This is a genomic window from Pseudomonas sp., assembly GCF_002796985.1.
In the GTDB taxonomy this organism is placed as follows: Bacteria; Pseudomonadota; Gammaproteobacteria; order Pseudomonadales; family Pseudomonadaceae; genus Pseudomonas.
In genome coordinates, this window is the sequence record NZ_PEKX01000008.1 from 339885 (window position 1) to 363361 (window position 23477).

The window sequence follows — 23477 nt, forward strand, 5'->3', positions numbered from 1 at the left end:
CCAGTCTAGAGCTGCGCGTCTTCCAGCGTCAGGCTGTGGGGGATCGCATTGGCATCCCAGTGCACGATGCCCCAGGCGAGCACCTCATGCGGCGTTGCCTGCAGCAGCTCGCCGGGAGGCTTCTGCCCCAGCGCGTTTAGCGCGCGAACCAGCAGCGGGGCGGCCTGGTCGGCTTGCAGCGGCGGCGAACGATAGGACTTGCCGAGCTTGTTCCCGTCCGGTTGGATGATCAGCGGTACATGCAGGTAACGCGGCGCGGCGATGCCGAGCAGTTCCTGCAGGTAGAGCTGGCGCGGGGTGTTGTCCAGCAGGTCGGCGCCGCGGACGATATCGGTAACACCTTGCCAGGCATCGTCCAGCACCACGGCCAGTTGGTAGGCGAACAGCCCGTCACGGCGGCGGATGATGAAGTCGCCCACTTCGCGGCTCAGGTGCTGGCGGAACTCGCCCTGCAGTCGGTCGGTGAAAACGTAGTCCAGCTCTGGTACGCGGAGGCGGATGGCAACATCGCCGTGCCAGTCGTGCTGCGCGTCGCGGCAGGTACCGGGATAGAGGCCGTTGCTGCCTTCGAGCTGCTTGCGCGAGCAGGTGCAGGCATAGGCCAGCCCGCTACGCAGCCATTGCTCGACCTGCGCGGCATAGGCTGCGCCGCGCTCGCTCTGGCGTTCCACCGGACCATCCCATTCGAAGCCGTAGCGCTCGAGGGTTTCCAGGATGGCGGCTTGGGCGCCGGGCATCTCGCGCGGTGGGTCGAGGTCTTCCATGCGCACCAACCACTGTCCACCCACGGCGCGCGCATCCAGATAGGACGCGACGGCGGCGACCAGCGAACCGAAGTGCAGGTAGCCGCTGGGCGTGGGGGCGAAGCGTCCGACGTAGCGGGAGGCGGGCATGGAAGCTCTCTGAATGACGACTCTTTATTGAGCGAAAACTTTTTCAGCGGAAACGAAACGGGGCGCCGCAGCGCCCCGTTCGGGATCAACCAGGCTCAGGAGCCCAGCTGCTTTTCCTTGATTTCCGCCAGGGTCTTGCAGTCGATGCACAGGGTGGCGGTGGGGCGGGCTTCCAGACGGCGGATGCCGATCTCGACGCCGCAGGAATCGCACCAGCCGTAATCGTTGTCTTCGATCAACTGCAGGGTCTCGTCGATCTTCTTGATCAGCTTGCGCTCGCGGTCGCGGGCGCGCAGTTCGAGGCTGAACTCTTCTTCCTGGCTGGCGCGGTCGGCCGGGTCCGGGAAGTTCGCCGCTTCGTCCTGCATGTGGTGCACAGTGCGGTCCACTTCTTCCATCAGCTCAACTTTCCATTTGTTGAGGATGGCGGTGAAGTGCGCGCGCATGCGATCACTCATGTACTCCTCGCCCTTGGTTTCCTGGTAGGGCTCGAAGCCACGAATCAGTTGGCTGCTCTGTTGTTTTGCTTTGGTGGGCATGGATAACCGCCTCTCACTCTCGCTAATCCTCTCGCGGATGGTCCCTCTCCGGCACCGCCGGCCCCGCGCTCGCAGCGGGCGAACTTACCAGAACGATAACCGCGATGCTACTCCCGGTTGTCGAGCCTGCAAGTGTCCGCACATGACCTGATCGCCAGGTCGCCGACCCGCCGGTCATCGCCAGTGGGTTTTTCTGCAAACCTGAGCAGAATCGTCGGCGTTTGCCAGACGAAGCCTGCATGTTCCCGGAAACCGCCCATTGCTGGGGCGGTCGCCCAGTATTCATCAGTGGCCTGTTAGAATCCTGACTCTGTCGCAAAGTTCGGAATATTCCATGGCCATCACCTTCAGTGCGCGCAGCCGCGCCATCGAACCCTTCCACGTCATGGCGCTGCTGGCGCGGGCCAATGAGCTACAGGCCGCCGGCCACGACGTTATCCACCTGGAAATCGGCGAGCCGGACTTCACGACCGCCGCGCCCATCGTCGAAGCGGGGCAGAAGGCCCTGGCAAATGGTCACACGCGCTATACCGCCGCACGTGGCCTGCCGGCCCTGCGCGAAGCCATCGCCGGCTTTTACGCCCAGCGCTATGGCCTGTCGATCGACCCGCAGCGCATTCTCGTCACCCCCGGCGGCTCCGGCGCGCTGCTGCTCGCCAGCAGCCTGCTGGTGGACCCGGGCAAGCACTGGCTGCTGGCCGATCCGGGCTACCCGTGCAACCGCCACTTCCTGCGCTTGGTGGAAGGCGCCGCGCAACTGGTGCCGGTGGGGCCGGAGAGCCGTTATCAGCTCACCCCGGAGCTCATCGAACGGCACTGGGATCAGGACAGTGTAGGCGCTTTGGCCGCCTCGCCGGCGAATCCTACGGGCACCCTGTTGCACAAGGACGAACTGGCCGCGCTGTCTTCCACCCTCAAGGCGCGCGGTGGCCATTTGGTGGTGGACGAGATCTACCACGGCCTGACCTACGGTCTGGATGCGCCCAGCGTGCTGGAAGTGGATGACGAGGCCTTCGTCCTCAACAGTTTCTCCAAATATTTCGGCATGACCGGCTGGCGCCTGGGTTGGCTGGTGGCGCCGCCGGAGGCAGTGGGCGAACTGGAGAAGCTGGCACAGAACCTCTACATCAGTGCGCCGAGCATGGCCCAGCACGCCGCGCTGGCCTGTTTCGAGCCGGCGACCCTGGCGATTCTCGAAGAGCGTCGCGAAGAGTTTCGCCGTCGCCGCGACTACCTGCTGCCGGCGCTGCGCGAACTGGGCTTTGGCATTGCCGTGGAGCCGGAGGGTGCCTTCTATCTGTATGCGGATATCAGCGCCTTCGGTGGCGATGCCTTCGCCTTCTGCCAGCACTTTATCGAGACCGAGCACGTGGCCTTCACGCCCGGCATCGACTTCGGGCGCTATCAGGCCTCGCACCACGTGCGCTTCGCCTACACCCAGAGCGTCGAGCGCCTGCAGCAGGCGGTGGAGCGCATTGCCCGTGGCCTGAAGACCTGGCGTCCCTGATGCGCTTCGAGCCGGCGCTGGAAGAAGCGCGCCTGATCAAACGCTACAAGCGCTTCCTGGCGGACATCGAGACCGCCAGCGGCGAATTGCTCACCATCCACTGCCCGAACACCGGCTCGATGCTCAACTGCATGAGCGAGGGCTGCCGTGTCTGGTTCAGCTGTTCCGATGACCCCAAGCGCAAGCTGCCGGGCACCTGGGAACTGGTGGAAACCCCGCAGGGGCGGCTGGCCTGCGTGAACACCGGGCGTGCCAACCGGCTGGTGGAAGAGGCGCTGCTGGCCGGCAGGGTGCCGGAGCTGGCGGGGTTCGACGAGCTGCGCCGCGAGGTCGCCTACGGGCAGGAAAACAGTCGAGCGGACTTCCGCCTGCTGTTCGCCGGCAAGCCGGTGTACGTGGAAGTGAAGAGTGTGACTCTGGGCTTTGACGACACCTCGGTCGCCGCCTTCCCCGATGCCGTTACCCAGCGCGGTGCGAAGCACCTGCGTGAACTGGCTGCGCTGGCGCGCGAGGGCATGCGTGCTGTGCTTCTTTATGCGGTGAATCTGTCGGACATTGAAGCCGTGCGCGCCGCGAAGGAGATCGACCCGGCCTACGCCGCTGCGCTGGCGGAGGCGCGCAACGCCGGGGTGGAGGTGCTGGCGTATGGGGCGCGGATGGATACCAGGGAAATTTGCCTCGACCGGCCGCTGAAGGTCCTTCTGTAGCCGCGTGACCCTTGGTGACTGTGCGGGACTGTTCGCGAGCAAGCTCGCTACGAACAGCCATCGGGCTCATCCGGCGGAACACGGGGTAGGATGGCGTGGAGCGCAGCGATACCCATCGATTGTGCGTGTCGACAGCATGGGTATCGCAAGCTCCACCCATCCTACCAATGCGTCCATTGCCACCCACCTCGCCGGGAACCCGGGCCAGGCGTTTGATCCTCCTGTAGGAGCGAGCTTGCTCGCGAACCCGCCGGATGGGAATTCTACGACTGGGTATCCTCCAACGCTTCCAGCCAGACGCCCTGTTCATCCTCGCGGCAGGGCAGCGCCTCCAACACATCCCCCAGGCACGGCCCCTGGATGCATTCGCCGGTCTCGATCAGAAACAGAGCGCCGTGGTGCCCGCATTGCAGGAGCCGGCCGCTGGCGTCGAGGTAGCGCTCGGCGTCGTAACCCAGCGGAATTTCCCGGTGCGGGCAGCTATTGCGGTAGGCGTACACACGGCCCTGGCGACGCACGGCGAAGAGGTTCAGGCCAGCAGCCTTGAAGCCACGACTCTGACCTTCGGCCAGGTCATGCGGGGCGCAGAGCAGGATCATCCGGGACTTTCCATTCAGGTACGGCATCAAGAGGCGGGCATTATCCGCGCGGGGATGACGATACCGGAAGAGGGTGCACTTCCGTGTGCTGAAGTCGGTGCTGATTGGCGCTGAGCTGGCGCCTTGCCAGCGAAAACGGCGCCGACCTTATGCTTCTCTGACATCTAATGCAAATAATTATCAAATAGATTTCCTGGTTTCCCTGTGGCAAGGTTCGCTCATGCCGCCGCGCCGTGGCAGGCCACCTTTCGAACGAGGAATTCCACGATGACCACCCTGACTGCGCCGGCCTCCGAGCTGTATCGCGCCTGGCAAGCCCTGCGCGCCGAGAAACCGCGCCTGCGCGCCCGCGATGCCGCACACCATCTGGCCGTGAGCGAGGCCGAGCTGACTGCCAGTCGCCTGGGCGTGGACGCTGTGCGCCTGCGCACCGACTGGGCCGAGCTGCTGCCGGCGCTGGGTGAGCTGGGCCAGATCATGGCGCTGACCCGCAACGAGCATTGCGTGCATGAGCGCAAAGGGCCGTACCGCGACGTGACCGTTTCCGCCAATGGCCAGATGGGGCTGGTGGTGTCTCCGGACATTGACCTGCGCCTGTTCCTCGGTGGTTGGGCCAGCGCCTTTGCCATCAGCGAAGAGACCGCCCATGGCACCCAGCGCAGCATCCAGGTGTTCGACCGCCAGGGCACCGCTGTGCACAAGGTGTTCCTCACCGAGCAGAGCGACCTCGCCGCCTGGGACCCGCTGGTGCGCAGCTTCACCGCCGCCGAGCAAAGCTCAGCACTCGATCTGATCCCGCGGGAGCCCAAGGCCACGCCGCTGGCCGATGGTGAAATCGATGTCGCCGCCCTGCGCGAAGGCTGGGCGGCACTGAAGGACACCCACCATTTCTTCGCCCTGCTGAAGAAGCACAAGGTCCAGCGCACCCAGGCATTGCGCTTGGCTGGTCGAGAGTGGGCCGAGCCGCTGGCCACCGCCGAACTCCCGCGTCTGTTGGAGGCGGCCGGGGCCAACCAGTTGCCGATCATGATCTTCGTCGGCAACGCCCACTGCATCCAGATCCACACCGGCACCGTGGGCAACCTCAAGTGGATGGACGACTGGTTCAACGTCCTCGACCCGCTGTTCAACCTGCATCTGAAAACGCCGGGCGTGGTCGAGCTGTGGCGTGTGCGCAAGCCCAGCAGCGACGGCGTGGTCACCAGTTGGGAAGCCTTCGATGCCAATGGCGAGCTGGTGCTGCAGGTGTTCGGTGCGCGCAAGCCGGGCATTCCGGAACTGCAGGGCTGGCGCGAACTCGCCGAATCCTTCCCGACCCTCTGAGGATCGACCCCATGAATACTTCGATGACTGCACGCGCGTTGTTCGCCGGTCTCTGCCTGACAGCCACCAGCGCGCTGGCTGATTCGTTGCCGCAGCGCTGGGTGAGTGCCGGCGGGTCGCTGAGCGAATGGATCGTCGCCCTGGGTGGCGAAAGCAAGCTGGTGGGGGTCGACACCACCAGTCTGCACCCAGCCTCTCTCCACGCGCTGCCGAAGATCGGCTACCAGCGGCAGCTCGCCGCCGAAGGCATCCTCGCGCTGAAACCGGACATCCTACTGGGCAGCGAAGAAATGGGCCCGCCCCCGGTGTTGCAACAATTGCGTGCCGCCGGTGTGCGGATCGAGACGCTCTCGGCCAAGGCTGACGAGAAGACGGTGCACGGCACCATTCAGCGCCTGGGCGAGCTGCTCGGTGCACCGGACAAGGCCGCGCAGGCCGAGGCGGACTTCGATGCGCGTCTCGCCGCACAGGGCGCGTGGGTGAAGAAAGCCCAGTCCGCGCAAGCCGCGCCCGGTGTCGTCCTGCTGGTCGGGCACGCCGGCGGCAACCTGCTGGTGGCCGGACAGGAAACTTCCGGTGACTGGCTGATCCAGCATGCTGGCGGCCGGAACCTGGCGACCCACAGCGGTTACAAGACGCTGTCGACCGAAGCGCTGACCGCACTGAATCCGCAGGTGGTGGTGCTCAGCGACCGCGCCCTGAACGGTGACAAGGCCCGCGCCGCGCTGACCCGGCAGAACCCCGGCCTTGCCGCGATTAGCGCGCTGCGCGACGGCCGCGTGCTGGTGCTCGATCCGACCCTGCTGGTCGGTGGTCTCGGCCCGCGCATTCCGGACGGGCTGGCTAGCCTCTCCCAGGCCTTTTATCCTTCCGCGCAGGCCCTGAACACGGAAAGTCGTCCTTGACCCGGATCGTTACCGCTCGACCGCTGTTCCTGCTCCTCGGTTTCCTCCTGCTGCTGGTGATCTGGCTCTCACTGGCCCTCGGGCCGGTGAGCCTGCCGCTGGGCGATACCCTGCGCGCGCTGGCGCACATGGTCGGGCTGCCGGTGTCCGCCGACGGCCTCGGCCAGGCCGAGCTGATCGTCGGGCAGATCCGCCTGCCGCGCACCTTGCTGGGGATCGCTACCGGCGGCGTGCTGGCGCTGGCCGGGGTGGCAATGCAGGGGCTGTTCCGTAATCCGCTGGCCGACCCCGGCCTGATCGGTGTTTCCAGTGGCGCCGCGCTGGGCGCGGCCATCGCCATCGTCTTCGGGGCGTCCATCGGCGGATTACCCGAGGCTTTCGCTCCTTATCTGCTCTCCGCCTGCGCGTTTGCCGGCGGTTTGCTGGTAACGGCACTGGTCTACCGGCTCGGCCGACACAACGGGCAAACCAATGTGGCGACCATGTTGCTTGCCGGTGTCGCGCTGACAGCGCTGGCCGGGGCGCTGATCGGCCTGTTCACCTATCTTGCCGATGATGCGACGCTGCGTACCCTGACCTTCTGGAACCTCGGCAGCCTCAATGGCGCGAGCTACCCGCGACTGTGGCCGCTGTTGCTGATCACCCTGCTGGTGGCCTGCTGGTTGCCGCGGCGGGTGAATGCGCTGAATGCGTTGTTGCTGGGTGAGTCCGAAGCCCGTCACCTGGGCTTTGACGTCGAGCGGCTGAAAGTTGAATTGATCCTCTGCACCGCGCTGGGCGTTGGCGCGGCTGTGGCTGCCGCCGGGATGATCGGTTTCATCGGCCTGGTGGTGCCGCACTTGCTGCGCCTGCTGGTCGGCCCCGATCACCGCGTGTTGTTGCCGGCCTCGATGTTCGGCGGTGCCATCCTGCTCCTGCTCGCCGACCTGATCGCACGGTTGGCGCTGGCGCCCGCAGAGCTACCGATCGGCATCGTCACCGCACTGATCGGTGCGCCGTTCTTCCTCTATCTGCTGATCCGGGGGCGTTCCTGATGCTGCGCGCAGACAATCTGCTGGTGAAGCGCGGCCCCCAGACCGTTCTGCAGGATGTGAGCGTGACGCTGCAGCCGGGCGAAGTGCTTGGCGTGCTTGGGCCGAATGGCGCGGGTAAGAGCACGCTGCTCGGTGCCATGAATGGTGAGTTGCCGCTGGCTGGCGGATCGGTGAGTCTCGACGGGCGCCCGCTGGAGTCCTGGCAAGGTACCGAGCGCGCACGCCGGCTGGCCGTGCTGCCGCAATCGTCCTCGCTGAATTTCGCTTTTCCCGTCGAGGCCGTCGTCGGTTTCGGCCGGCTGCCCCACGACAGTGGTCGTCAGCGTGACGAGCAGATTATCCGCGAAGCCATGGCCGCCGCCGATGCCTTGCACCTGGCCGGGCGCAGTTACCTGGCGCTCTCCGGTGGTGAACGCCAGCGGGTGCATCTTGCTCGCGTGCTGGCGCAGCTCTGGCCGGGCGGGGCGGAACAGGTCCTGCTGCTGGACGAGCCGACCTCGGCGCTCGACCCACTGCACCAGCACACTACGCTGCAGGCGGTGCGTGAATTCGCTGGACGCGGCGCGGCGGTGCTGGTGATCCTGCACGACCTGAATCTCGCGGCGCGTTACTGTGATCGCCTGCTGCTACTGCATCAGGCGCACACGCACTTGCTAGGCACGCCGCAGGAAGTGCTGCAGGCAGAGCCGTTGCGCACTGTCTTTGGTCTCGATGTGCTGGTGCAGGAGCATCCGGAGCGTGGCCATCCGCTGATCATCGCGCGCTGAAAGGAGTCGCCATGAAGAAGGTTCTGCTGGTTCCGCTGCTGGCCCTGCTCGCCGCCTGCCAGAGTCAGCTGGCCGCGCCGCCGCTGCCGGTCTGGCAGAGCCCGGAAGGGCGCGACAGTGCCGATTTGGGCGTCATCCGCGATCTGCGTAGCGGCGAACAGCTTTCGCCAGCACAACTGCTCGACCGACTGGCTGCCGCACCGCGGGTGATGGTCGGCGAGCAGCACGACAATCCCGATCACCACGCGCTCGAACTCTGGCTGGTGCGCGCGCTGGCCGGGCGCCGCCCGAACGGCAGCGTACTACTGGAAATGCTCAACCCCAATCAGCAGAGCGCCGTGACCGCCGCCCAGTCCGCTGCGGCGAAGGGTGATACGCCGAGCGACCTGATCGGTGCACTACACTGGCAGCCGGGCTGGGACTGGTCGCAATACGGCCCGCTGGCGACCTGGTTGGTGAAGCAGCCGGCGCCGCTGCAGGCGGCCAACCTGGATCGCAGCGAGATCATGGAGATCTATCGGAAAAAGCCCGGACTACAGGGCGCTGCCTCCACGACAGCGCAGGTGCGAGAGGCGTTGCTGGAAGACATCCGCGAGTCTCACTGCGGTTTGCTGCCGGAAAGCCAGTTGCCGGCGATGCTGGCGGTGCAGCAGCAGCGCGACCGGCGTATGGCCGAGCGCTTCAAGGCTGCCCCCGAGCCTGCCGTGCTGATCGCGGGTGGCTTCCATGCGCGGCGCGACCTGGGGGTTCCGCTGCACCTGCAGGACCTCGATGCAGCGCAAGGACTGCAAGTGGTGATGCTGGCGGAAGTCGGCAAGAGCGTGGCGCCGGAGCAGGCCGATTACGTCTGGTACACGCCGGCACAGCCGCCGACCGATTATTGCGCGCAGATGCGCGGCAAGCTGTGAAGGGGCCGAAAGGCCCTTTTTCATTAGCGCTTGAATGACGGTTGCTGCAGAAATCGCGGGCAAAAAAAGACCCGGCAAAGTGCCGGGTCCAAACCGTGATTAGCCTGATGAGGAGATAATCTGAAGAGTCCGACTGCGTGGTCTCTCGAGCTTATCCAACTGGCCTCGCAGCCAGTGGTTGTAATAATAACCATTATCATTTGAGAGTCAACACCTTTTCTGCGACCGATCCGAAGTTTTTTTCGGTGGGCAGGAATGCTCTGCGCAGAGGAAAAAATCGAGGCAAAAAAAGACCCGGCAAAGTGCCGGGTCTAAACCGTGATTAGCCTGATGAGGAGATAATCTGAAGAGTCCGACTGCGTGGTCTCTTGAGGTTATCGATCTGGCCTCGCGACCAGATGAGTCAATAATAATCATTATCATTTGAGAGTCAACCTCTTTCCTTCAGATTTTTTCTCGCCCGCGAAATACCTCCTGCGCAAACGAAAAAGCCCGGCTCGGGGCCGGGCTTTCTCAGGAGGGAGGGGCTCAGTCGGTCTGGCGTTGCAGGCGCAGTTGGGTGACTTCCTTGTTCAGCAGGTCGATGCGCCGCGCCATACCCTCGATGAGGCTGTGGGCGATGCGCGGGTTGCTTTGCATCAGGCTGAGGAACTGGTCCTTCGGGATCACCATCACGGTGCATGGCTCACTGGCGATGACCGAGGCGCTGCGCTTCTCGCGGGTGAACACGGCCATGGCGCCGAAGATTTCATCCTTCTGCACGTCGCCGACCTTCTGTCCGTCGACGAAAGCTTCGGCATGGCCCTCGATGATGATGAATACGTGCTCGGCGTCGTCACCCTGCTGAATCAACTGGGCGCCGGCAGCGAAGTGCTGGAAACCGGTCGCCGGGCGAATCTCCGGTTGCTTGAGGTGCGCGAGGGCATCCGACAGCAGAGCGGTGTGGCCGATCAGGTAGTGCAGGAACTGCTCTTGACGCTGCTCGTGGTTGTGGATGTGGCGGAAGACTTCGCTACGCAGATAAGGGATCAGACACAGCGGCTCTTCACTGACGTAGCGGCAGGGCGGCAGTTCGATGCCCTGACGCAGGCCGACCAGATCGCCTTCCTGCAGGTAGAACAGCGGGCGCTCATCTACCAGAGCGTGGACCAGCCCGTTCTCGATGAGGAACAGGTGCTTGCCGGGCAGTTCGCCTTCCAGGTCGTCGGAGCGTTCCAGGCGAATGGCTTCGCCAGCGGGCTCCAGGCCGGCGAGCAATTGCGCCGGAATGCCCTGCAGGCGATTGATCAGTCGATCGGCGTAAGCAGGTTGTTCACCGAGTAGGTACATGGCCGTAATTCCTTGATATGGCGACGGTCGAGGGCGCACGAAGGGCCCTGAGACCATAAGCGGGCAGGCACCTTGCGTAAACATTTTCCCACAGAGCTTGTGCGCTAGCTCTTGTTACGTGCGGGAAATGTCTCAAGCTCACCAAGGAGGGCGGCCTTGTGTGCCGGCGGCAGGTCGTTCCAGTGCACATCCAGCAGGGCGCCCTCAATCGCATAGAGCAGCACTTTCGACGCGCGGAAGCCGCGGGCGCGCACGGCTCGGTAAGCGCCGACCGCCCCCAGGCGGCGCAGGTCGCTGGCGCTGTGGATACCCACGGCATGCAGCCATTGGGCTGAGGTCTTGCCAAGATTTTTCAGGTGCAGCAGTTCGTCGTTCATCGTCTGTCCTTGCGATGGGCGCGATGGGTGTCAGGTCTTGATAGGGCCGAGAACTGCTCGTAGCGGCCGGACACGCTCAGGGAAGTGTAGCGTTGACTGGGAAAAACGTGGCTTTGTGACATCGCCGTGAATGCGGGCAGGGCTTTGGCGAGGGCTTGCGGGGTGGCGTGGCCACCAGCCGGGATCGCCGCGCGAGGGCGATCCCGGCCGACAGGTGGTGGATCAGAGGCCCGGCAGGCGCTGACGGATGCTGGCGATCAGGGCGTCGAGGCTGGCGGCGTCCGGGGTGTCGACGCGCTTGCTGTGTTGCTGCTCCTCGGTGCTGATGGCGTCACGGCTGGCCAGTTGCGCCTGGATGACTTCCAGGGTCGCGTCGGACGGATCGTTGCCATCGCTCTGGCGCTGGGCCAGCCAGCCGGCGATCACGGCCTCCGGTGCGTGGCAATCGAGGATCAGGAAGGGCACGCCGGTTTCTTCGGCGATTTCCCAGGCCGCAGCACGTTGCTCAAGCTTGAGGAAGGTGGCGTCCAGCACCACCGGGTAGCCGGCGCGGAGGATATCCACAGCCAGTTCGTTCAGACGCTGGTAGGTTGCCGCCGTGGCGTCCGCCTCATAGATGCCGCTCTTGAGCTGACCTTGCTGTGCAGCGTTCTGCTCGCCGAACAGGCGTTTGCGCTCCACGTCCGAGCGCAGGCGTACGGCGCCCAGCGCTTCGACCAGGCGCAGCGCCACCTGGCTCTTGCCGACGGCGGAAACGCCCACGGTCACGGCCAGGAAGCGCGAAGGGATGGCGCTGTAGCTTTCCGCCAGGTTGGCGTAGTTGCGGTACTGGCGCAGGGTCGCGGCCTTCTGCACGGCGTCGGTCTGGTGCGCCAGGCTGAACAGCGCGATCTTGGCGCGAACCAGGGCGCGGTAAGCCTTGTAGAAGTTCAGCAGGGCCAGGGACTGGTAGTCGCCGGTGTATTCCAGATACTGGCTGACGAAACGTCGCGACAGGCATTTCAGGCCGCGGTCTTCCAGGTCCATGGCGAGGAAGGCGTAGTCGGCGGTGACGTCAGTGAAGCGGAACGGCTCGTTGAACTCGATGCAGTCGAACAGCACGACCTTGCCGTCGATGATCGCGGCGTTACCCAGGTGGATGTCACCGTGGCACTCGCGGATGAATCCGTTGGTCTTGCGCTGCTCGAACACGCCGTGCAGGCGCTCGAAGCTGGACTCGGCCCAGGCTTCCAGAGCGTCGAGCTGCAGCAGGTCGGCCTTGTCGGAGAGCATCGGGCGAATCTGCTCGAAGTTCTGCCGCACCGGCGCCATGCAGGCCTCCGGGGTACCCAGCGGGTGTTCGGTGGGGACGACCGGGGTGCGCCGATGGAAGTCGGCGATCTGCTTGGCCAGGCCGTCGATATGCTCGGCGCCCAGTTCTCCGCGGGCCTGCACTTCGCTGAGCAACTGGGTCTGCGGGAATTCGCGGCACTGGATCATGTACTCGATGGCCGGGCCTTCGCCGTTCAGTTGCGGGGCGGACTCGCTGCCGGTGATGGCAATCACGTTGAGGTACAGGCCTTCGGTCAGGCGCTGGTTCAGGCGCAGTTCTTCTTCGCAGAAGTGCTTGCGCTGGGCGAGGTCGGTGAAGTCGAGGAAGCCGAAGTTCACCGGCTTCTTGATCTTGTAGACGTAGGAGCCAGTGAGCAGCACCCAGGAGATGTGGGTTTCGATGAGCCGGAAGCCTTCGACCGGATGAGGGAAGAGGGCGGGGTTCTGCAGGGCTGCGAGTAAGGTCTGGCTCACGTGATGTCCTTTCCGGTCGAATTTCTGAAGGCAGGCATTATGGCGGCTGGGTCGGCGGCTGCAAACTCTGTGGCCGAGCGGCAACCAAATGGCCATGGCGGGGTCATAGCTCGGCGACTGCCGACTTCGCGAGATGCGCGGCAGTTCGCATCAAGCCCGGACGCCCGCGGGAGCGGCGTCTGTCTCCTGTGGACAAAGTACGTATAATGCGCCGCCATGACGCGTCCCCGATCTTCCAAACCCCGTAAAAAAAGCGGCAAATCGTCGCCTGCCATGCGCAAGTGGCTGGGCTGGGCACTCAAGCTCGGTCTGGTCGGTGTGGTGGTGCTGGCCGGTTTTGCCGTGTACCTCGATGCGGTTGTCCAGGAGAAGTTCTCCGGCAAGCGCTGGACTATTCCCGCCAAGGTTTACGCCCGGCCGCTGGAGCTGTTCGTCGGCCTGAAAATGGGCAAGGACGACTTCCTGCGTGAGCTGGACGCGCTCGGCTATCGCCGCGAAGCCTCGGTGGCAGGGCCCGGTGCCGTTGCGGTATCCGGCAATGCCGTCGACCTGAATACCCGTGGCTTCCAGTTTTATGAAGGTGCCGAGCCGGCGCAGCGCATTCGTGTGCGCTTCTCCGGTAACTATGTCGCCGGCCTGAGCCGCGCCAACGGTGGCGACCTTGCCGTTGCGCGCATGGAGCCGCTGCTGATCGGCGGCCTGTACCCGGCGCACAATGAAGATCGCATTCTGATCAAGCTCGACCAGGTGCCGCCGTACCTGATCGATACCCTGGTCGCCGTGGAAGACCGCGACTTCTGGAACCACCATGGCGTCTCGATCAAGTCCATTGCCCGCGCCATGTGGGTCAACGCCAGCGCCGGCCAGTTGCGCCAGGGCGGCAGTACGCTGACCCAGCAGTTGGTGAAGAACTTCTTCCTGACCAACGAACGCAGTCTGTCGCGCAAGCTCACCGAAGCCATGATGGCGGTGCTGCTGGAGCTGCACTACGACAAGCGCGAAATCCTCGAGGGTTACCTCAACGAGGTGTTCCTCGGCCAGGACGGTCAGCGCTCGGTGAACGGCTTCGGCCTGGCCAGCCAGTATTTCTTCAGTCAACCGCTGTCGGAGCTCAAGCTGCCGCAGGTGGCTCTGCTGGTCGGCATGGTGAAAGGGCCTTCCTATTACAACCCGCGCCGCAACCCGGAGCGCGCGCTGGAGCGCCGCAACGTCGTGCTCGATGTGCTCGCCGAGCAGGGCGTGATCACCCCCGAGGAAGCTGCCGCCGCCAAGCAGGCGCCGCTGGGCGTGACCCGCCAGGGCAGCATGGCCAACAGCTCCTATCCGGCTTTCCTCGACCTGGTGAAGCGCCAGCTGCGCGAAGACTACCGCGACGAGGACCTGACCGAAGAAGGCCTGCGGATCTTCACCAGCTTCGACCCCATCCTGCAGATGAAGGCCGAGTCCGCCGTCAGCGAAACCTTCAAGCGTCTTGAGGGCCGCAAGGGCGTTGCCGAAACCGAAACCGCGATGGTCGTGACCAACCCGGAAACCGGTGAGATTCAGGCCTTGATCGGGAGTCGCGATCCACGTTTCGCCGGCTTCAACCGTGCCGTCGATGCGGTGCGACCGATTGGTTCACTGGTCAAGCCGGCGGTCTACCTGACCGCGCTGGAGCGGCCGAGTCAATACACCCTGACCAGCTACATCCAGGACGAACCGTTCCAGGTCAAGGGCAAGGACGGGCAGGTGTGGAAGCCGCAGAACTATGACCACCAGGCGCGCGGCACCATCTTCCTCTACCAGGGGCTGGCCAACTCGCTGAACCTGTCCACCGCCAAGCTCGGCCTGGACCTGGGCGTGCCCAACGTGCTGAAGACCCTGGAACGCCTGGGCGTCTCGCCGAACTGGCCGGCCTACCCGTCGATGTTGCTGGGCGCCGGCGCGCTGAGCCCGATGCAGGTGGCGACCATGTACCAGACCATCGCCAGCGGCGGCTTCAATACCCCGCTGCGCAGCATCCGTAGCGTGCTGGCTGCGGACGGGCAGCCGCTCAAGCGCTACCCGTTCCAGGTCGAGCAGCGCTTCGATCCGGGTTCCATCTACCTGGTGCAGAGTGCGATGCAGCGTGTGATGCGCGAGGGCACTGGTCGCTCGGTCTACAACCAGTTGCCGTCGTCCCTGACCCTGGCCGGCAAGACTGGCACCACCAACGATTCCCGCGACAGCTGGTTCTCTGGCTTCGGTCAGGACCTGCTGGCAGTGGTGTGGATCGGCCGCGACGACAATGGCAAGACGCCGCTCACCGGGGCCACTGGCGCGCTGCAGATCTGGACCAGCTTCATGCGCAAGGCCGACCCCGCTCCGCTGGATATGCCGATGCCGGACAACGTGGTGCAGGCCTGGGTCGATCCACATACCGGGCAGGGCACTGACGCCAACTGCCCCGGTGCAGTGCAGATGCCTTATATTCGAGGAAGCGAACCTGCGCCGGGCGCGGGTTGCGGAAACCAGGCCCCCGCCGGCGAAGTCATGGACTGGGTGCGCGGCTGGCTGAACTGATGCGAGAGGATTGGAAGTGAGAAAAGCTTGGTTTGCAGCGTCGGCGACTCTGGCGCTTCTGTCCGGTTGTGCGTCCCCGCAGCACGGTGCGATTCCCGTGCAGGATTCCGGTACCTCCGTTTCCAACTCGGAACGTGTTGGTCGTGCGGGTGGTAACACTCAGGCGCCGGTCAGGGCCGGTGCCGGCCAGAGCATCCCGCAGGGCGACTCCGGCGTTACCGTGATGGTCCCGCAGGATGCAGGCGCTGCACCGATCCAGACTTTCCCGGCACAGACCGGCGCCGCGCCGATCAGCACTGCTCCGATGACCACGTCCCCGGGTGCCGCCGGCTCGACCTATTCTTCGCAGCAGCCGATCGCCACCAGCGGCGGTATCACCTCCAGCGGTGGTTTCAAGTCGCAGACCTACCAGCAGCCTGCGTACCAGACTCAGCAGGTCGCGCCGTCGAGTCAGGGCAGCACCTACCAGGGGCCGTCCGGGATTCCGTCGAGTAACTCCGGGCTCTCGGCTGACGAGCAGCTGGATGGTCCGGTGCTGGCGCTGCTGACTTCCGCTTCGCAGCAGCAGGGTGCTGGTGATCTGAATGGTGCGTCCGCCAGCCTGGAGCGTGCTCAGCGCATCGCTCCGCGCGAGCCACAAGTGCTTTACAAGCTGGCCCAGGTTCGCCTGGCCCAGGGGGATGCGGCGCAGGCCGAGCAGGTAGCGCTGCGCGGCCTGTCTCTGGCCAATGGACGCCCGACCATGCAGGCCAGCCTGTGGGACCTGATCGCCAAGTGCCGTGACCAGCAGGGCAATGCTGCCGGCGCCGCCGAGGCGCGTCAGAAAGCCAAGGTGACCCTGTAATGGATGCCCGTGTATTGGCTGTTGCCGATCAGTTGCTGCTGATCGAGCGGGAGCTGCGTGCGATCGGCATGTGGGGGAGTGAAAGCCCGTCGACGGACAGGCTTTCCAGCATCGAGCCCTTCTGCGTGGATACGCTGGCGCTGGAGGAGTGGCTGCAGTGGATATTTCTGCCGCGGATGAAGCTGATCATTGAAAACGGCGCGGACCTGCCTAATGCCTCGGGTATCCGTGCTATCGCGGAAATGGCCTATGCCAACGAAGGCGCGCGAGTAACAGCGCTGCTGGATGCGCTCGGCGCCTTCGACCAGTTGATCAGTCCGACGGCCTGAACGGGCGTCAGTTGCAGTTCTCGCGAATGCTTTTCTCGCTGGCCGCGATGCGTTCCTGACGCTCCTCTTCGGTGATTCGGCGCAGGTCACCGTTGCCGTCATCCACTCGGATGCGCGGGTTGTTCTTCAGTTGGGCCACGTCAACACGCAGCTTGTCGCATTGCTTCAGGCGCTCGGCTTCCTGCTGCGCCACTTCCTGGCGCACTTTCTCGTCGGCGGCCTTCTGTTTCTCGTCGTCGCTGGGTGGCAGGGGCTGCACGGCGGCGGCGGGCGGCGGGAAGTTGCTGCTGGCCTTGGGTGGGGCGGCATTGGTGTTGACGGTGGCGGCGCTGGCGCCTTCGGGCGGTTGCGCGCCGAAGTGGGTAATGCCCTGAGCGTCGACCCATTTGTAGACCTGCGCGGCCATCACGGTCGGGGCCAGTGCGAGCAGCAGGCTGCCCATGAAAATCGTCCGTCGCATGCTTTGTCGATCCTTGGGAGGCGGAGTCTGTCGGTAACTATAACCAAATCGTGCGCTTATTCACTCTGAGAAAGTTCACATCCCTGCTTCATTCAAAGCCATATATGGCTTGACTTGGCCGCTTCGTTTCAGAAGAATCCAAGGTTCGCTGCAGTGGGCCGGCCGCAAGCTGGTTTTACTCGGCAGACAAGAGGTGCTACCCGCGCCGTAAAGTTTCACCCTGTTTCGCGTTACCTCGCGCTGGGTGGAGGCTCTCCGTAACACAAACAGGAGTGTCTCCAGGTTCTGCTCAATCGGCAGTCGACGTAGCCGGCGATTACATTCGCCCATGTCTGCCGGGCAGCCATCCAAGTCGGTCCCCCACGTTGGGGGTTTCCGTATATAGCGTTCTAGAGGTGACAACGTGGAACTTTTATCCGGCGCTGAAATGGTCGTCCGCTCCCTGCGTGACGAAGGCGTTAAGTACATCTACGGGTACCCGGGCGGTGCCCTCCTGCATATCTACGACGCTCTGTTCAAAGAGAGCGAAGTCACCCATATCCTGGTTCGCCACGAGCAGGCCGCCACCCACATGGCCGATGGCTATGCGCGTGCCACCGGCAAGCCGGGTGTGGTGCTGGTGACCTCGGGTCCCGGCGCGACCAACGCCGTTACCGGCATCGCCACTGCCTACATGGACTCCATCCCGATGGTGGTGATCTCCGGCCAGGTGGCGAGCAACATGGTCGGCACCGACGCGTTCCAGGAAACCGACATGGTCGGTATTTCCCGCCCGATCGTGAAGCACAGCTTCATCATCAAGCACCCGTCGGAAATCCCTGAGGTCATCAAGAAGGCCTTCTATATTGCCCAGTCCGGCCGTCCCGGTCCGGTGGTGATCGATATTCCGAAGGATATGGGCGATCCGACCCAGAAGTTCGAATACAACTACCCGAAAAAAGTGAAGCTGCGCTCCTACAGCCCAGCGGTTCGCGGCCACTCCGGCCAGATCCGCAAGGCTGCCGAGATGCTGCTGGCCGCCAAGCGCCCGATCATCTACGCCGGTGGTGGTGTGATCATGGGTAATGCCGCTGAGCCGCTGACCGAAGTGGCGCGCATGCTCAACTTGCCAGTCACCAATACCCTGATGGGTCTGGGCGGCTATCCGGGCACCGATCGCCAGTTCGTCGGCATGCTCGGCATGCACGGCAGCTACACCGCGAACCTCGCGATGCACCACGCTGACGTGATCTTCGCTGTCGGCGCGCGCTTCGACGACCGCGTGATCAATGGCGAAACCGCCGCCAAGTTCTGCCCGAACGCCAAGTTCATCCACGTCGACATCGATCCGGCCTCGATCTCCAAGACCGTGAAAGCCGACATCCCGATCGTTGGCCCGGTGGACAGCGTCCTGACCGAAATGGTCGCGATCCTCAAGGAAATCGGTGAGACCCCGAATCAGGAAGCCCAGGCTGCCTGGTGGAAGCAGATCGAGGAATGGCGCGGTTCGCGTGGCCTGTTCCCGTACAGCATGGGCGACGGCAGCATCATCAAGCCGCAGACCGTGATCGAGACCCTCTGCGAAGTTACCCACGGTGATGCCTTCGTCGCTTCCGATGTGGGTCAGCACCAGATGTTCGCCGCGCAGTACTACCGCTTCAACAAACCCAATCGCTGGATCAACTCCGGCGGCCTGGGCACCATGGGCTTCGGTTTCCCGGCCGCCATGGGTGTGAAGCTGAACTTCCCCGAAGCCGACGTCGCCTGCGTGACCGGTGAAGGCAGCATCCAGATGAACATCCAGGAGCTGTCCACCTGCCTGCAGTACGACCTGCCGGTGAAGATCGTCAACCTGAACAACGGTGCGCTGGGCATGGTCCGCCAATGGCAGGACATGCAGTACAACAGCCGCTATTCGCACTCCTACATGGAATCGCTGCCGGACTTCGTCAAGTTGGCTGAAGCGTACGGCCACGTCGGCATGCGCATCACCGACCTGAAAGATCTGAAACCGATGATGGAAGAAGCCTTCGCGATGAAGAATCGCCTGGTCTTCCTCGACATCCAGGTCGATACCAGCGAGCACGTCTACCCGATGCAGATCCGCGGTGGTGCGATGCGCGACATGTGGCTGAGCAAGACGGAGCGTACCTGATCATGCGACACATCATTTCCCTGCTGCTGGAAAACGAACCCGGTGCGCTCTCCCGAGTGGTTGGCCTGTTCTCCCAGCGCAACTACAACATCGAAAGCCTGACCGTCGCTCCGACCGAGGATCCGACACTGTCGCGCCTGACCCTGACCACCGCCGGTCAGGATGAGGTCATCGAGCAGATCACCAAGAACCTCAACAAGCTCATCGAGGTGGTAAAACTGGTGAATCTCTCGGAGAGCGCGCACATCGAGCGCGAACTGATGCTGGTGAAAGTGAAGGCCACCGGTGCTCAGCGCGCCGAGGTCAAGCGCACCACCGACATCTTCCGCGGACAGATCGTCGACGTCACCAGCAGCGTCTACACCGTGCAGCTGGCGGGTACCAGTGACAAGCTGGACAGCTTCATCCAGGCCGTCGGCACCGCGTCGATCCTCGAAGTTGTCCGCAGCGGCGTCACCGGCATTGCCCGTGGCGACAAGACTCTCAGCATCTGATTTGACTCTCAGCATCCGATTTGAATAAGGCCCACGAGGCCAACTGACAGGGGATTACCCAAATGCGCGTTTTCTACGATAAAGACTGTGACCTCTCCATCGTTCAGGGCAAGAAAGTTGCCATCATCGGTTACGGTTCCCAGGGCCATGCCCACGCCTGCAACCTGAAAGACTCCGGCGTCGACGTCACTGTCGGCCTGCGTGCGGGTTCTTCCTCCGTTGCCAAGGCTCAGAACCACGGCCTGAAAGTCGCCGAAGTGGCTGAAGCCGTTGCCGCTGCCGACCTGGTCATGATCCTGACCCCGGACGAATTCCAGGGCCGCCTGTACAAGGACGAGATCGAGCCGAACCTGAAGAAGGGCGCTACCCTGGCCTTCGCTCACGGCTTCGCCATCCACTACAACCAGGTCGTCCCGCGTGCTGATCTCGACGTGATCATGATCGCGCCGAAGGCCCCGGGTCACACCGTGCGCTCCGAGTTCGTCAAGGGCGGCGGCATTCCTGACCTGATCGCCATCTACCAGGATGCCTCGGGCAATGCCAAGAACGTCGCTCTGTCCTACGCCTGCGGCGTAGGCGGCGGCCGTACCGGCATCATCGAAACCACCTTCAAGGACGAGACTGAAACCGACCTGTTCGGTGAGCAGGCTGTTCTGTGCGGCGGTTGCGTTGAGCTGGTGAAAGCTGGTTTCGAAACCCTGGTTGAAGCCGGTTACGCTCCGGAAATGGCCTACTTCGAGTGCCTGCACGAACTGAAGCTGATCGTTGACCTCATGTACGAAGGCGGCATCGCCAACATGAACTACTCGATCTCGAACAACGCCGAATACGGCGAGTACGTGACCGGCCCGGAAGTGATCAACGCCGAATCCCGTCAGGCCATGCGCAACGCTCTGAAGCGCATCCAGGACGGCGAATACGCCAAGATGTTCATCTCCGAAGGCGCTACCAACTACCCGTCGATGACCGCCAAGCGCCGCAACAACGCCGCTCACGGCATCGAAGTCATCGGCGAGCAACTGCGCTCCATGATGCCGTGGATCGCTGCCAACAAGATCGTCGACAAGGCCAAGAACTAAGGCCCTATCGACAAACGAAGAAACGCGGCGCTTGCCGCGTTTTTTCGTTCTGGGGTGGTGATCTGGTATAAAGCGGGGTGCCGGGCTAGTCCGCGCAGTAGCGTGCCCCGGCAAATCTCAGCCTCAACGAGTCTCAAGGAATCATCCATGAGTGAAGGTCACGAGGAGCCCAACAAGGCTTCCGACACCGAAGAAAGTCTGCTGCCCATCGATGAACACATCGAAGAGGGCCATGACGCCGAAGGTCGCAAGGTTCGTCATCGCGGCATCTATCTGCTGCCCAACCTGTTCACCACTGCGGCACTGTTCACCGGTCTGTACGCCATCATCAATGCCATGAACGGCGATTTTTCCAACGCCGCCATCGCCATTTTCGTCGCCATGGTCCTCGACGGCCTCGACGGTCGTGTGGCCCGCCTGACCAATACCCAAAGTGCCTTCGGCGCCGAGTACGACTCGCTGTCCGACATGGTCGCCTTTGGTGTCGCTCCGGCGCTGGTTGCCTTCGAGTGGGCGCTGAGCAGCCTGGGCAAGGTCGGCTGGATGGTCGCCTTCATCTATGTGGCGGGTGCCGCGCTGCGTCTGGCGCGCTTCAATACCCAGGTGGGCAAGGCCGACAAGCGCTACTTCATCGGTCTGGCCAGCCCGGCTGCCGCAGCCCTGGTTGCCGGTACGGTGTGGGCGTTTGCTGACTTCGACGTGCAGGGTGCCAAGGTTTCCCTGCTGGTTGCCCTGATGGTCGCTGCCGCCGGCATGCTGATGGTCAGCAACATCAAGTACTACAGCTTCAAGGACCTCGACCTGCGTGGCCGTGTGCCGTTCATGGCGATCTTGGTGGTGGTGCTGGCATTCGCGGTGGTCTTCACCGACCCGCCGCGCATCCTGCTCCTGCTGTTCCTTGCTTACGCCACCTCCGGCCCGGTGCAATACTTGCTGCAATTGCGCCGTCGCAAGCAGCCGCCTGCCGTGTAATTTCCAGCGGGCTCCGCAGTCTACTGGCGCATACAGCCAGCCGTTGCGGAGCCCGTCATGCTGATCAAGTCGTCCCGCCTTTCCGATTGCCACGAATCGGAAGTCACTCCTGAATTTCTCTATCTTTCCCGTCGCCACTTTCTCGGTGGTGCGATGGCGGCTGCCGCTCTGTCCGGATTGCCGCGCCTGAGTTTTGCCGAAGGCGGTCGTTATGCGGACGTAACCGAAGCGGCAACTCCTTCCTGGCTGACGGAAAAGCTCTCGGCTACCCGTTGGGATGTCGTGACGGTGAAAGATGAAGCCATCACACCGTTCAAGGACGCGACCACCTACAACAACTTTTACGAGTTCGGCCCGGACAAGGGTGATCCCGCTGCCAATGCTGGCGCCCTGAAGACCGAGCCGTGGTCAGTGGTGATCGATGGAGAGGTGGCCAGGCCCGGCCAGTATGGGCTCGAGGACTTCATCAAGCCTTATCGGCTGGAGGAGCGCATCTACCGGCTGCGCTGTGTTGAAGCCTGGTCGATGGTCATCCCCTGGATCGGCTTCCCGATTTCCGAACTGATCAAGCGAGTGGAGCCGACCAGCAAGGCGAAGTACGTGCGCTTCGAAACCCTGGTGGATCGCAAGGACATGCCGGGTGTGCAGTCCAACTTCGCCCTGATCGACTGGCCCTATGTGGAAGGGCTGCGTATGGACGAGGCAATGCATCCGTTGGCGATATTGGCAGTCGGCATGTATGGCCGGGTGCTGGCGAGCCAGAACGGAGCGCCGCTTCGCCTGGTGGTGCCTTGGAAGTATGGCTTCAAGGGCGCCAAGTCCATTGTGCGGATCAGTTTCGTGGAAGAGCAGCCGAAGACCACCTGGCAAAGCCTGGCGGCTGACGAGTACGGCTTTTACGCCAACGTCAACCCGACTGTGGACCATCCTCGCTGGAGCCAGGCGCGCGAGCGCCGTTTGCCCAGTGGATTATTCAGCCCCAATGTTCGTCCTACGCTCATGTTCAATGGCTATGCCGATGAAGTCGCTTCGCTCTATGCAGGCATGGACCTGAGGAAGGATTACTGATGCGCTATCCGTTCTGGCGGGCTGGGGTGTTTCTGGCCGCGCTGCTGCCGCCGCTTTATTGGCTGTACCAGGCGTGGATCTTCGACCTCGGTCCGGATCCGGGCAAGGCATTGGTCGACCGGCTGGGGCAGGGCGGTCTGATCCTGTTGCTCATAACCCTGGCCATGACTCCCCTGCAGAAGCTCACCCGCTGGGGAGGCTGGGTGCAGGTCAGGCGGCAACTGGGCCTGTGGTGCTTCACTTATATAGTGCTGCACCTGAGCGCCTATGCCGTCTTCATCCTGGGGCTGGACTGGGCGCAACTGGGTGTCGAACTGCGCAAGCGTCCCTACATCATCGTCGGGTTCGTTGCCTTTCTCGGCCTGCTCTCCCTGGCGCTCACCTCCAACCGCTACAGCATGCGAAAACTGGGGACGGGCTGGAAGAAGCTGCATCGCCTGATATATGTCATCCTCGGTCTGGGATTGCTGCATATGCTGTGGGTCGTACGGTCCGACCTGGAGCGCTGGGCGATCTATGCAGCCATTGGCATGATCCTGATGCTGTTGCGGGCGCCGCCTGTGGCTCGGCGTTTACCGTTATTGCGGGGCCGTCTGGCAGCTAACTGAAGAAAGTTTAAATTAGTCGTTGACGGCCGATTTAAACTCCCTATAATGCGCACCACTCCCAGCGACGAAGCGCTGAAAGAACTTGAAAATCAAGCACTTACAGAGATTCGAGGTTGAGAGTGGTGATCAGGCAGGTGATTCACTTGTCGCTCTTCATTAGCTGCTCCGGCAGCGAGCTGAAAAGAAGGTCGCCGAGGTGCTTGACAGTGGGCTTGATCGCTGTAGAATGCGCCTCCCGCTGATGAGAAGGTTCGCCTTCGCTGAAGCCCAAGCGA

General features: G+C 63.4%; 23 protein-coding genes. 16 read left to right on the forward strand and 7 right to left on the reverse strand.

Annotated elements, in window-relative coordinates; genetic code table 11:
• Positions 1 to 5: 5 nt before the first annotated feature.
• Both gluQRS and dksA read right to left on the reverse strand, forming a co-directional pair.
• Positions 6 to 893: a tRNA glutamyl-Q(34) synthetase GluQRS gene (gene gluQRS, locus CTR55_RS14220; protein ID WP_296287090.1), complete on the reverse strand. Its 888-nt coding sequence runs from the start codon at positions 891 to 893 to the stop codon at positions 6 to 8.
• A gap of 95 nt (positions 894 to 988) precedes the next feature.
• Positions 989 to 1432, reverse strand: a complete 444-nt coding sequence (gene dksA, locus CTR55_RS14225) for an RNA polymerase-binding protein DksA (protein WP_296287092.1) — start codon at positions 1430 to 1432, stop codon at positions 989 to 991.
• A gap of 334 nt (positions 1433 to 1766) precedes the next feature.
• On the opposite strand from dksA, the gene CTR55_RS14230 reads away from it, so the two are divergent.
• Positions 1767 to 2939, forward strand: coding sequence for a pyridoxal phosphate-dependent aminotransferase (locus CTR55_RS14230; RefSeq protein WP_296287093.1), 1173 nt, complete (start codon positions 1767 to 1769; stop codon positions 2937 to 2939).
• Positions 2939 to 3646 carry a DNA/RNA nuclease SfsA gene (sfsA, locus tag CTR55_RS14235; RefSeq protein WP_296287094.1) on the forward strand — a complete coding sequence of 236 codons (708 nt, stop codon included), beginning with the start codon at positions 2939 to 2941 and terminating at the stop codon, positions 3644 to 3646. Before CTR55_RS14230 ends, sfsA begins: the two co-directional genes overlap by 1 nt.
• Before the next feature lie 263 nt (positions 3647 to 3909).
• Here the strand turns inward: sfsA and CTR55_RS14240 are convergent, their stop codons facing one another.
• A complete protein-coding gene (locus tag CTR55_RS14240; RefSeq protein WP_296287095.1) occupies positions 3910 to 4245 on the reverse strand; it encodes a Rieske 2Fe-2S domain-containing protein in 336 nt (111 codons plus the stop codon).
• Between the two features lie 267 nt (positions 4246 to 4512).
• Here CTR55_RS14240 and CTR55_RS14245 point away from each other — a divergent pair, with 267 nt between their 5' ends.
• Genes CTR55_RS14245 through CTR55_RS14265 form a run of 5 tightly spaced genes read left to right on the forward strand, consistent with a single transcriptional unit; the run spans position 4513 to position 9182 of the window.
• Positions 4513 to 5568, forward strand: coding sequence for a ChuX/HutX family heme-like substrate-binding protein (locus CTR55_RS14245; protein ID WP_296287097.1), 1056 nt, complete (start codon positions 4513 to 4515; stop codon positions 5566 to 5568).
• 23 nt (positions 5569 to 5591) lie between these two features.
• Positions 5592 to 6473: a helical backbone metal receptor gene (locus tag CTR55_RS14250; protein WP_296287138.1), complete on the forward strand. Its 882-nt coding sequence runs from the start codon at positions 5592 to 5594 to the stop codon at positions 6471 to 6473.
• Positions 6474 to 6523: 50 nt separating this feature from the next.
• A complete protein-coding gene (locus tag CTR55_RS14255) occupies positions 6524 to 7507 on the forward strand; it encodes an iron chelate uptake ABC transporter family permease subunit (protein WP_296287140.1) in 984 nt (327 codons plus the stop codon).
• The gene (locus CTR55_RS14260) at positions 7507 to 8274 is read left to right on the forward strand and encodes a heme ABC transporter ATP-binding protein (RefSeq protein ID WP_296287099.1); all 768 of its coding nucleotides are present in this window, start codon (positions 7507 to 7509) and stop codon (positions 8272 to 8274) included. The genes CTR55_RS14255 and CTR55_RS14260 overlap by 1 nt, the downstream gene beginning before the upstream one ends.
• Positions 8275 to 8285: 11 nt before the next feature.
• Positions 8286 to 9182 carry a ChaN family lipoprotein gene (locus CTR55_RS14265; RefSeq protein ID WP_296287101.1) on the forward strand — a complete coding sequence of 299 codons (897 nt, stop codon included), beginning with the start codon at positions 8286 to 8288 and terminating at the stop codon, positions 9180 to 9182.
• A 528-nt stretch (positions 9183 to 9710) separates the two neighbouring features.
• Here CTR55_RS14265 and CTR55_RS14270 read toward each other — a convergent pair.
• From CTR55_RS14270 to CTR55_RS14280, 3 genes are all read right to left on the reverse strand, one after another.
• The gene (locus CTR55_RS14270) at positions 9711 to 10511 is read right to left on the reverse strand and encodes a cyclic nucleotide-binding domain-containing protein (RefSeq protein WP_296287102.1); all 801 of its coding nucleotides are present in this window, start codon (positions 10509 to 10511) and stop codon (positions 9711 to 9713) included.
• Between the two features lie 104 nt (positions 10512 to 10615).
• A complete protein-coding gene (locus CTR55_RS14275; RefSeq protein WP_045216847.1) occupies positions 10616 to 10888 on the reverse strand; it encodes a TfoX/Sxy family protein in 273 nt (90 codons plus the stop codon).
• A gap of 222 nt (positions 10889 to 11110) precedes the next feature.
• Positions 11111 to 12673 carry a bifunctional aminoglycoside phosphotransferase/ATP-binding protein gene (locus CTR55_RS14280; protein ID WP_296287103.1) on the reverse strand — a complete coding sequence of 521 codons (1563 nt, stop codon included), beginning with the start codon at positions 12671 to 12673 and terminating at the stop codon, positions 11111 to 11113.
• A gap of 216 nt (positions 12674 to 12889) precedes the next feature.
• Here CTR55_RS14280 and mrcB point away from each other — a divergent pair, with 216 nt between their 5' ends.
• The 3 genes from mrcB to CTR55_RS14295 are packed head-to-tail and all read left to right on the forward strand — an operon-like array spanning position 12890 to position 16387.
• On the forward strand, positions 12890 to 15214 hold the full coding sequence (gene mrcB, locus CTR55_RS14285; protein WP_296287104.1) for a penicillin-binding protein 1B: 2325 nt from the start codon (positions 12890 to 12892) through the stop codon (positions 15212 to 15214).
• Positions 15215 to 15230: 16 nt separating this feature from the next.
• A complete protein-coding gene (locus CTR55_RS14290; protein WP_296287105.1) occupies positions 15231 to 16058 on the forward strand; it encodes a tetratricopeptide repeat protein in 828 nt (275 codons plus the stop codon).
• Entirely contained in the window at positions 16058 to 16387 is a 330-nt protein-coding gene (locus CTR55_RS14295; protein WP_296287107.1) for a YqcC family protein, read from the forward strand. Before CTR55_RS14290 ends, CTR55_RS14295 begins: the two co-directional genes overlap by 1 nt.
• A gap of 7 nt (positions 16388 to 16394) precedes the next feature.
• Here the strand turns inward: CTR55_RS14295 and CTR55_RS14300 are convergent, their stop codons facing one another.
• Positions 16395 to 16847 (reverse strand): DUF4124 domain-containing protein, encoded by a 453-nt coding sequence (locus CTR55_RS14300; protein WP_296287109.1) that lies wholly within the window; start codon positions 16845 to 16847, stop codon positions 16395 to 16397.
• Between the two features lie 403 nt (positions 16848 to 17250).
• Between CTR55_RS14300 and CTR55_RS14305 the strand changes: the two genes are divergently transcribed.
• From CTR55_RS14305 to msrQ, 6 genes are all read left to right on the forward strand, one after another.
• Positions 17251 to 18981, forward strand: coding sequence for an acetolactate synthase 3 large subunit (locus tag CTR55_RS14305; RefSeq protein ID WP_296287111.1), 1731 nt, complete (start codon positions 17251 to 17253; stop codon positions 18979 to 18981).
• Between the two features lie 2 nt (positions 18982 to 18983).
• On the forward strand, positions 18984 to 19475 hold the full coding sequence (gene ilvN / locus CTR55_RS14310) for an acetolactate synthase small subunit (protein ID WP_081520739.1): 492 nt from the start codon (positions 18984 to 18986) through the stop codon (positions 19473 to 19475).
• Between the two features lie 62 nt (positions 19476 to 19537).
• Entirely contained in the window at positions 19538 to 20554 is a 1017-nt protein-coding gene (gene ilvC / locus CTR55_RS14315) for a ketol-acid reductoisomerase (protein WP_296287115.1), read from the forward strand.
• A 147-nt stretch (positions 20555 to 20701) separates the two neighbouring features.
• Positions 20702 to 21526 (forward strand): CDP-diacylglycerol--serine O-phosphatidyltransferase, encoded by an 825-nt coding sequence (gene pssA / locus CTR55_RS14320; RefSeq protein WP_017516328.1) that lies wholly within the window; start codon positions 20702 to 20704, stop codon positions 21524 to 21526.
• Positions 21527 to 21583: 57 nt separating this feature from the next.
• On the forward strand, positions 21584 to 22594 hold the full coding sequence (gene msrP / locus CTR55_RS14325; RefSeq protein ID WP_296287118.1) for a protein-methionine-sulfoxide reductase catalytic subunit MsrP: 1011 nt from the start codon (positions 21584 to 21586) through the stop codon (positions 22592 to 22594).
• A complete protein-coding gene (msrQ, locus tag CTR55_RS14330) occupies positions 22594 to 23202 on the forward strand; it encodes a protein-methionine-sulfoxide reductase heme-binding subunit MsrQ (RefSeq protein WP_296287119.1) in 609 nt (202 codons plus the stop codon). The genes msrP and msrQ overlap by 1 nt, the downstream gene beginning before the upstream one ends.
• Positions 23203 to 23477 lie beyond the last annotated feature (275 nt).

Bases quoted from the DNA above. Each gene is read 5' to 3' on its own strand.
- pssA (WP_017516328.1), top strand. From the start codon at position 20,702: ATGAGTGAAGGTCACGAGGAGCCCAACAAGGCTTCCGACACCGAAGAA.
- ilvN (WP_081520739.1), top strand. From the start codon at position 18,984: ATGCGACACATCATTTCCCTGCTGCTGGAAAACGAACCCGGTGCGCTC.
- mrcB (WP_296287104.1), top strand. From the start codon at position 12,890: ATGACGCGTCCCCGATCTTCCAAACCCCGTAAAAAAAGCGGCAAATCG.
- CTR55_RS14300 (WP_296287109.1), bottom strand. From the start codon at position 16,847: ATGCGACGGACGATTTTCATGGGCAGCCTGCTGCTCGCACTGGCCCCG.
- CTR55_RS14260 (WP_296287099.1), top strand. From the start codon at position 7,507: ATGCTGCGCGCAGACAATCTGCTGGTGAAGCGCGGCCCCCAGACCGTT.
- CTR55_RS14245 (WP_296287097.1), top strand. From the start codon at position 4,513: ATGACCACCCTGACTGCGCCGGCCTCCGAGCTGTATCGCGCCTGGCAA.
- CTR55_RS14295 (WP_296287107.1), top strand. From the start codon at position 16,058: ATGGATGCCCGTGTATTGGCTGTTGCCGATCAGTTGCTGCTGATCGAG.
- sfsA (WP_296287094.1), top strand. From the start codon at position 2,939: ATGCGCTTCGAGCCGGCGCTGGAAGAAGCGCGCCTGATCAAACGCTAC.
- msrQ (WP_296287119.1), top strand. From the start codon at position 22,594: ATGCGCTATCCGTTCTGGCGGGCTGGGGTGTTTCTGGCCGCGCTGCTG.
- CTR55_RS14275 (WP_045216847.1), bottom strand. From the start codon at position 10,888: ATGAACGACGAACTGCTGCACCTGAAAAATCTTGGCAAGACCTCAGCC.
- CTR55_RS14240 (WP_296287095.1), bottom strand. From the start codon at position 4,245: ATGATCCTGCTCTGCGCCCCGCATGACCTGGCCGAAGGTCAGAGTCGT.
- dksA (WP_296287092.1), bottom strand. From the start codon at position 1,432: ATGCCCACCAAAGCAAAACAACAGAGCAGCCAACTGATTCGTGGCTTC.
- msrP (WP_296287118.1), top strand. From the start codon at position 21,584: ATGCTGATCAAGTCGTCCCGCCTTTCCGATTGCCACGAATCGGAAGTC.
- CTR55_RS14265 (WP_296287101.1), top strand. From the start codon at position 8,286: ATGAAGAAGGTTCTGCTGGTTCCGCTGCTGGCCCTGCTCGCCGCCTGC.
- CTR55_RS14230 (WP_296287093.1), top strand. From the start codon at position 1,767: ATGGCCATCACCTTCAGTGCGCGCAGCCGCGCCATCGAACCCTTCCAC.
- CTR55_RS14250 (WP_296287138.1), top strand. From the start codon at position 5,592: ATGACTGCACGCGCGTTGTTCGCCGGTCTCTGCCTGACAGCCACCAGC.
- CTR55_RS14270 (WP_296287102.1), bottom strand. From the start codon at position 10,511: ATGTACCTACTCGGTGAACAACCTGCTTACGCCGATCGACTGATCAAT.
- gluQRS (WP_296287090.1), bottom strand. From the start codon at position 893: ATGCCCGCCTCCCGCTACGTCGGACGCTTCGCCCCCACGCCCAGCGGC.
- ilvC (WP_296287115.1), top strand. From the start codon at position 19,538: ATGCGCGTTTTCTACGATAAAGACTGTGACCTCTCCATCGTTCAGGGC.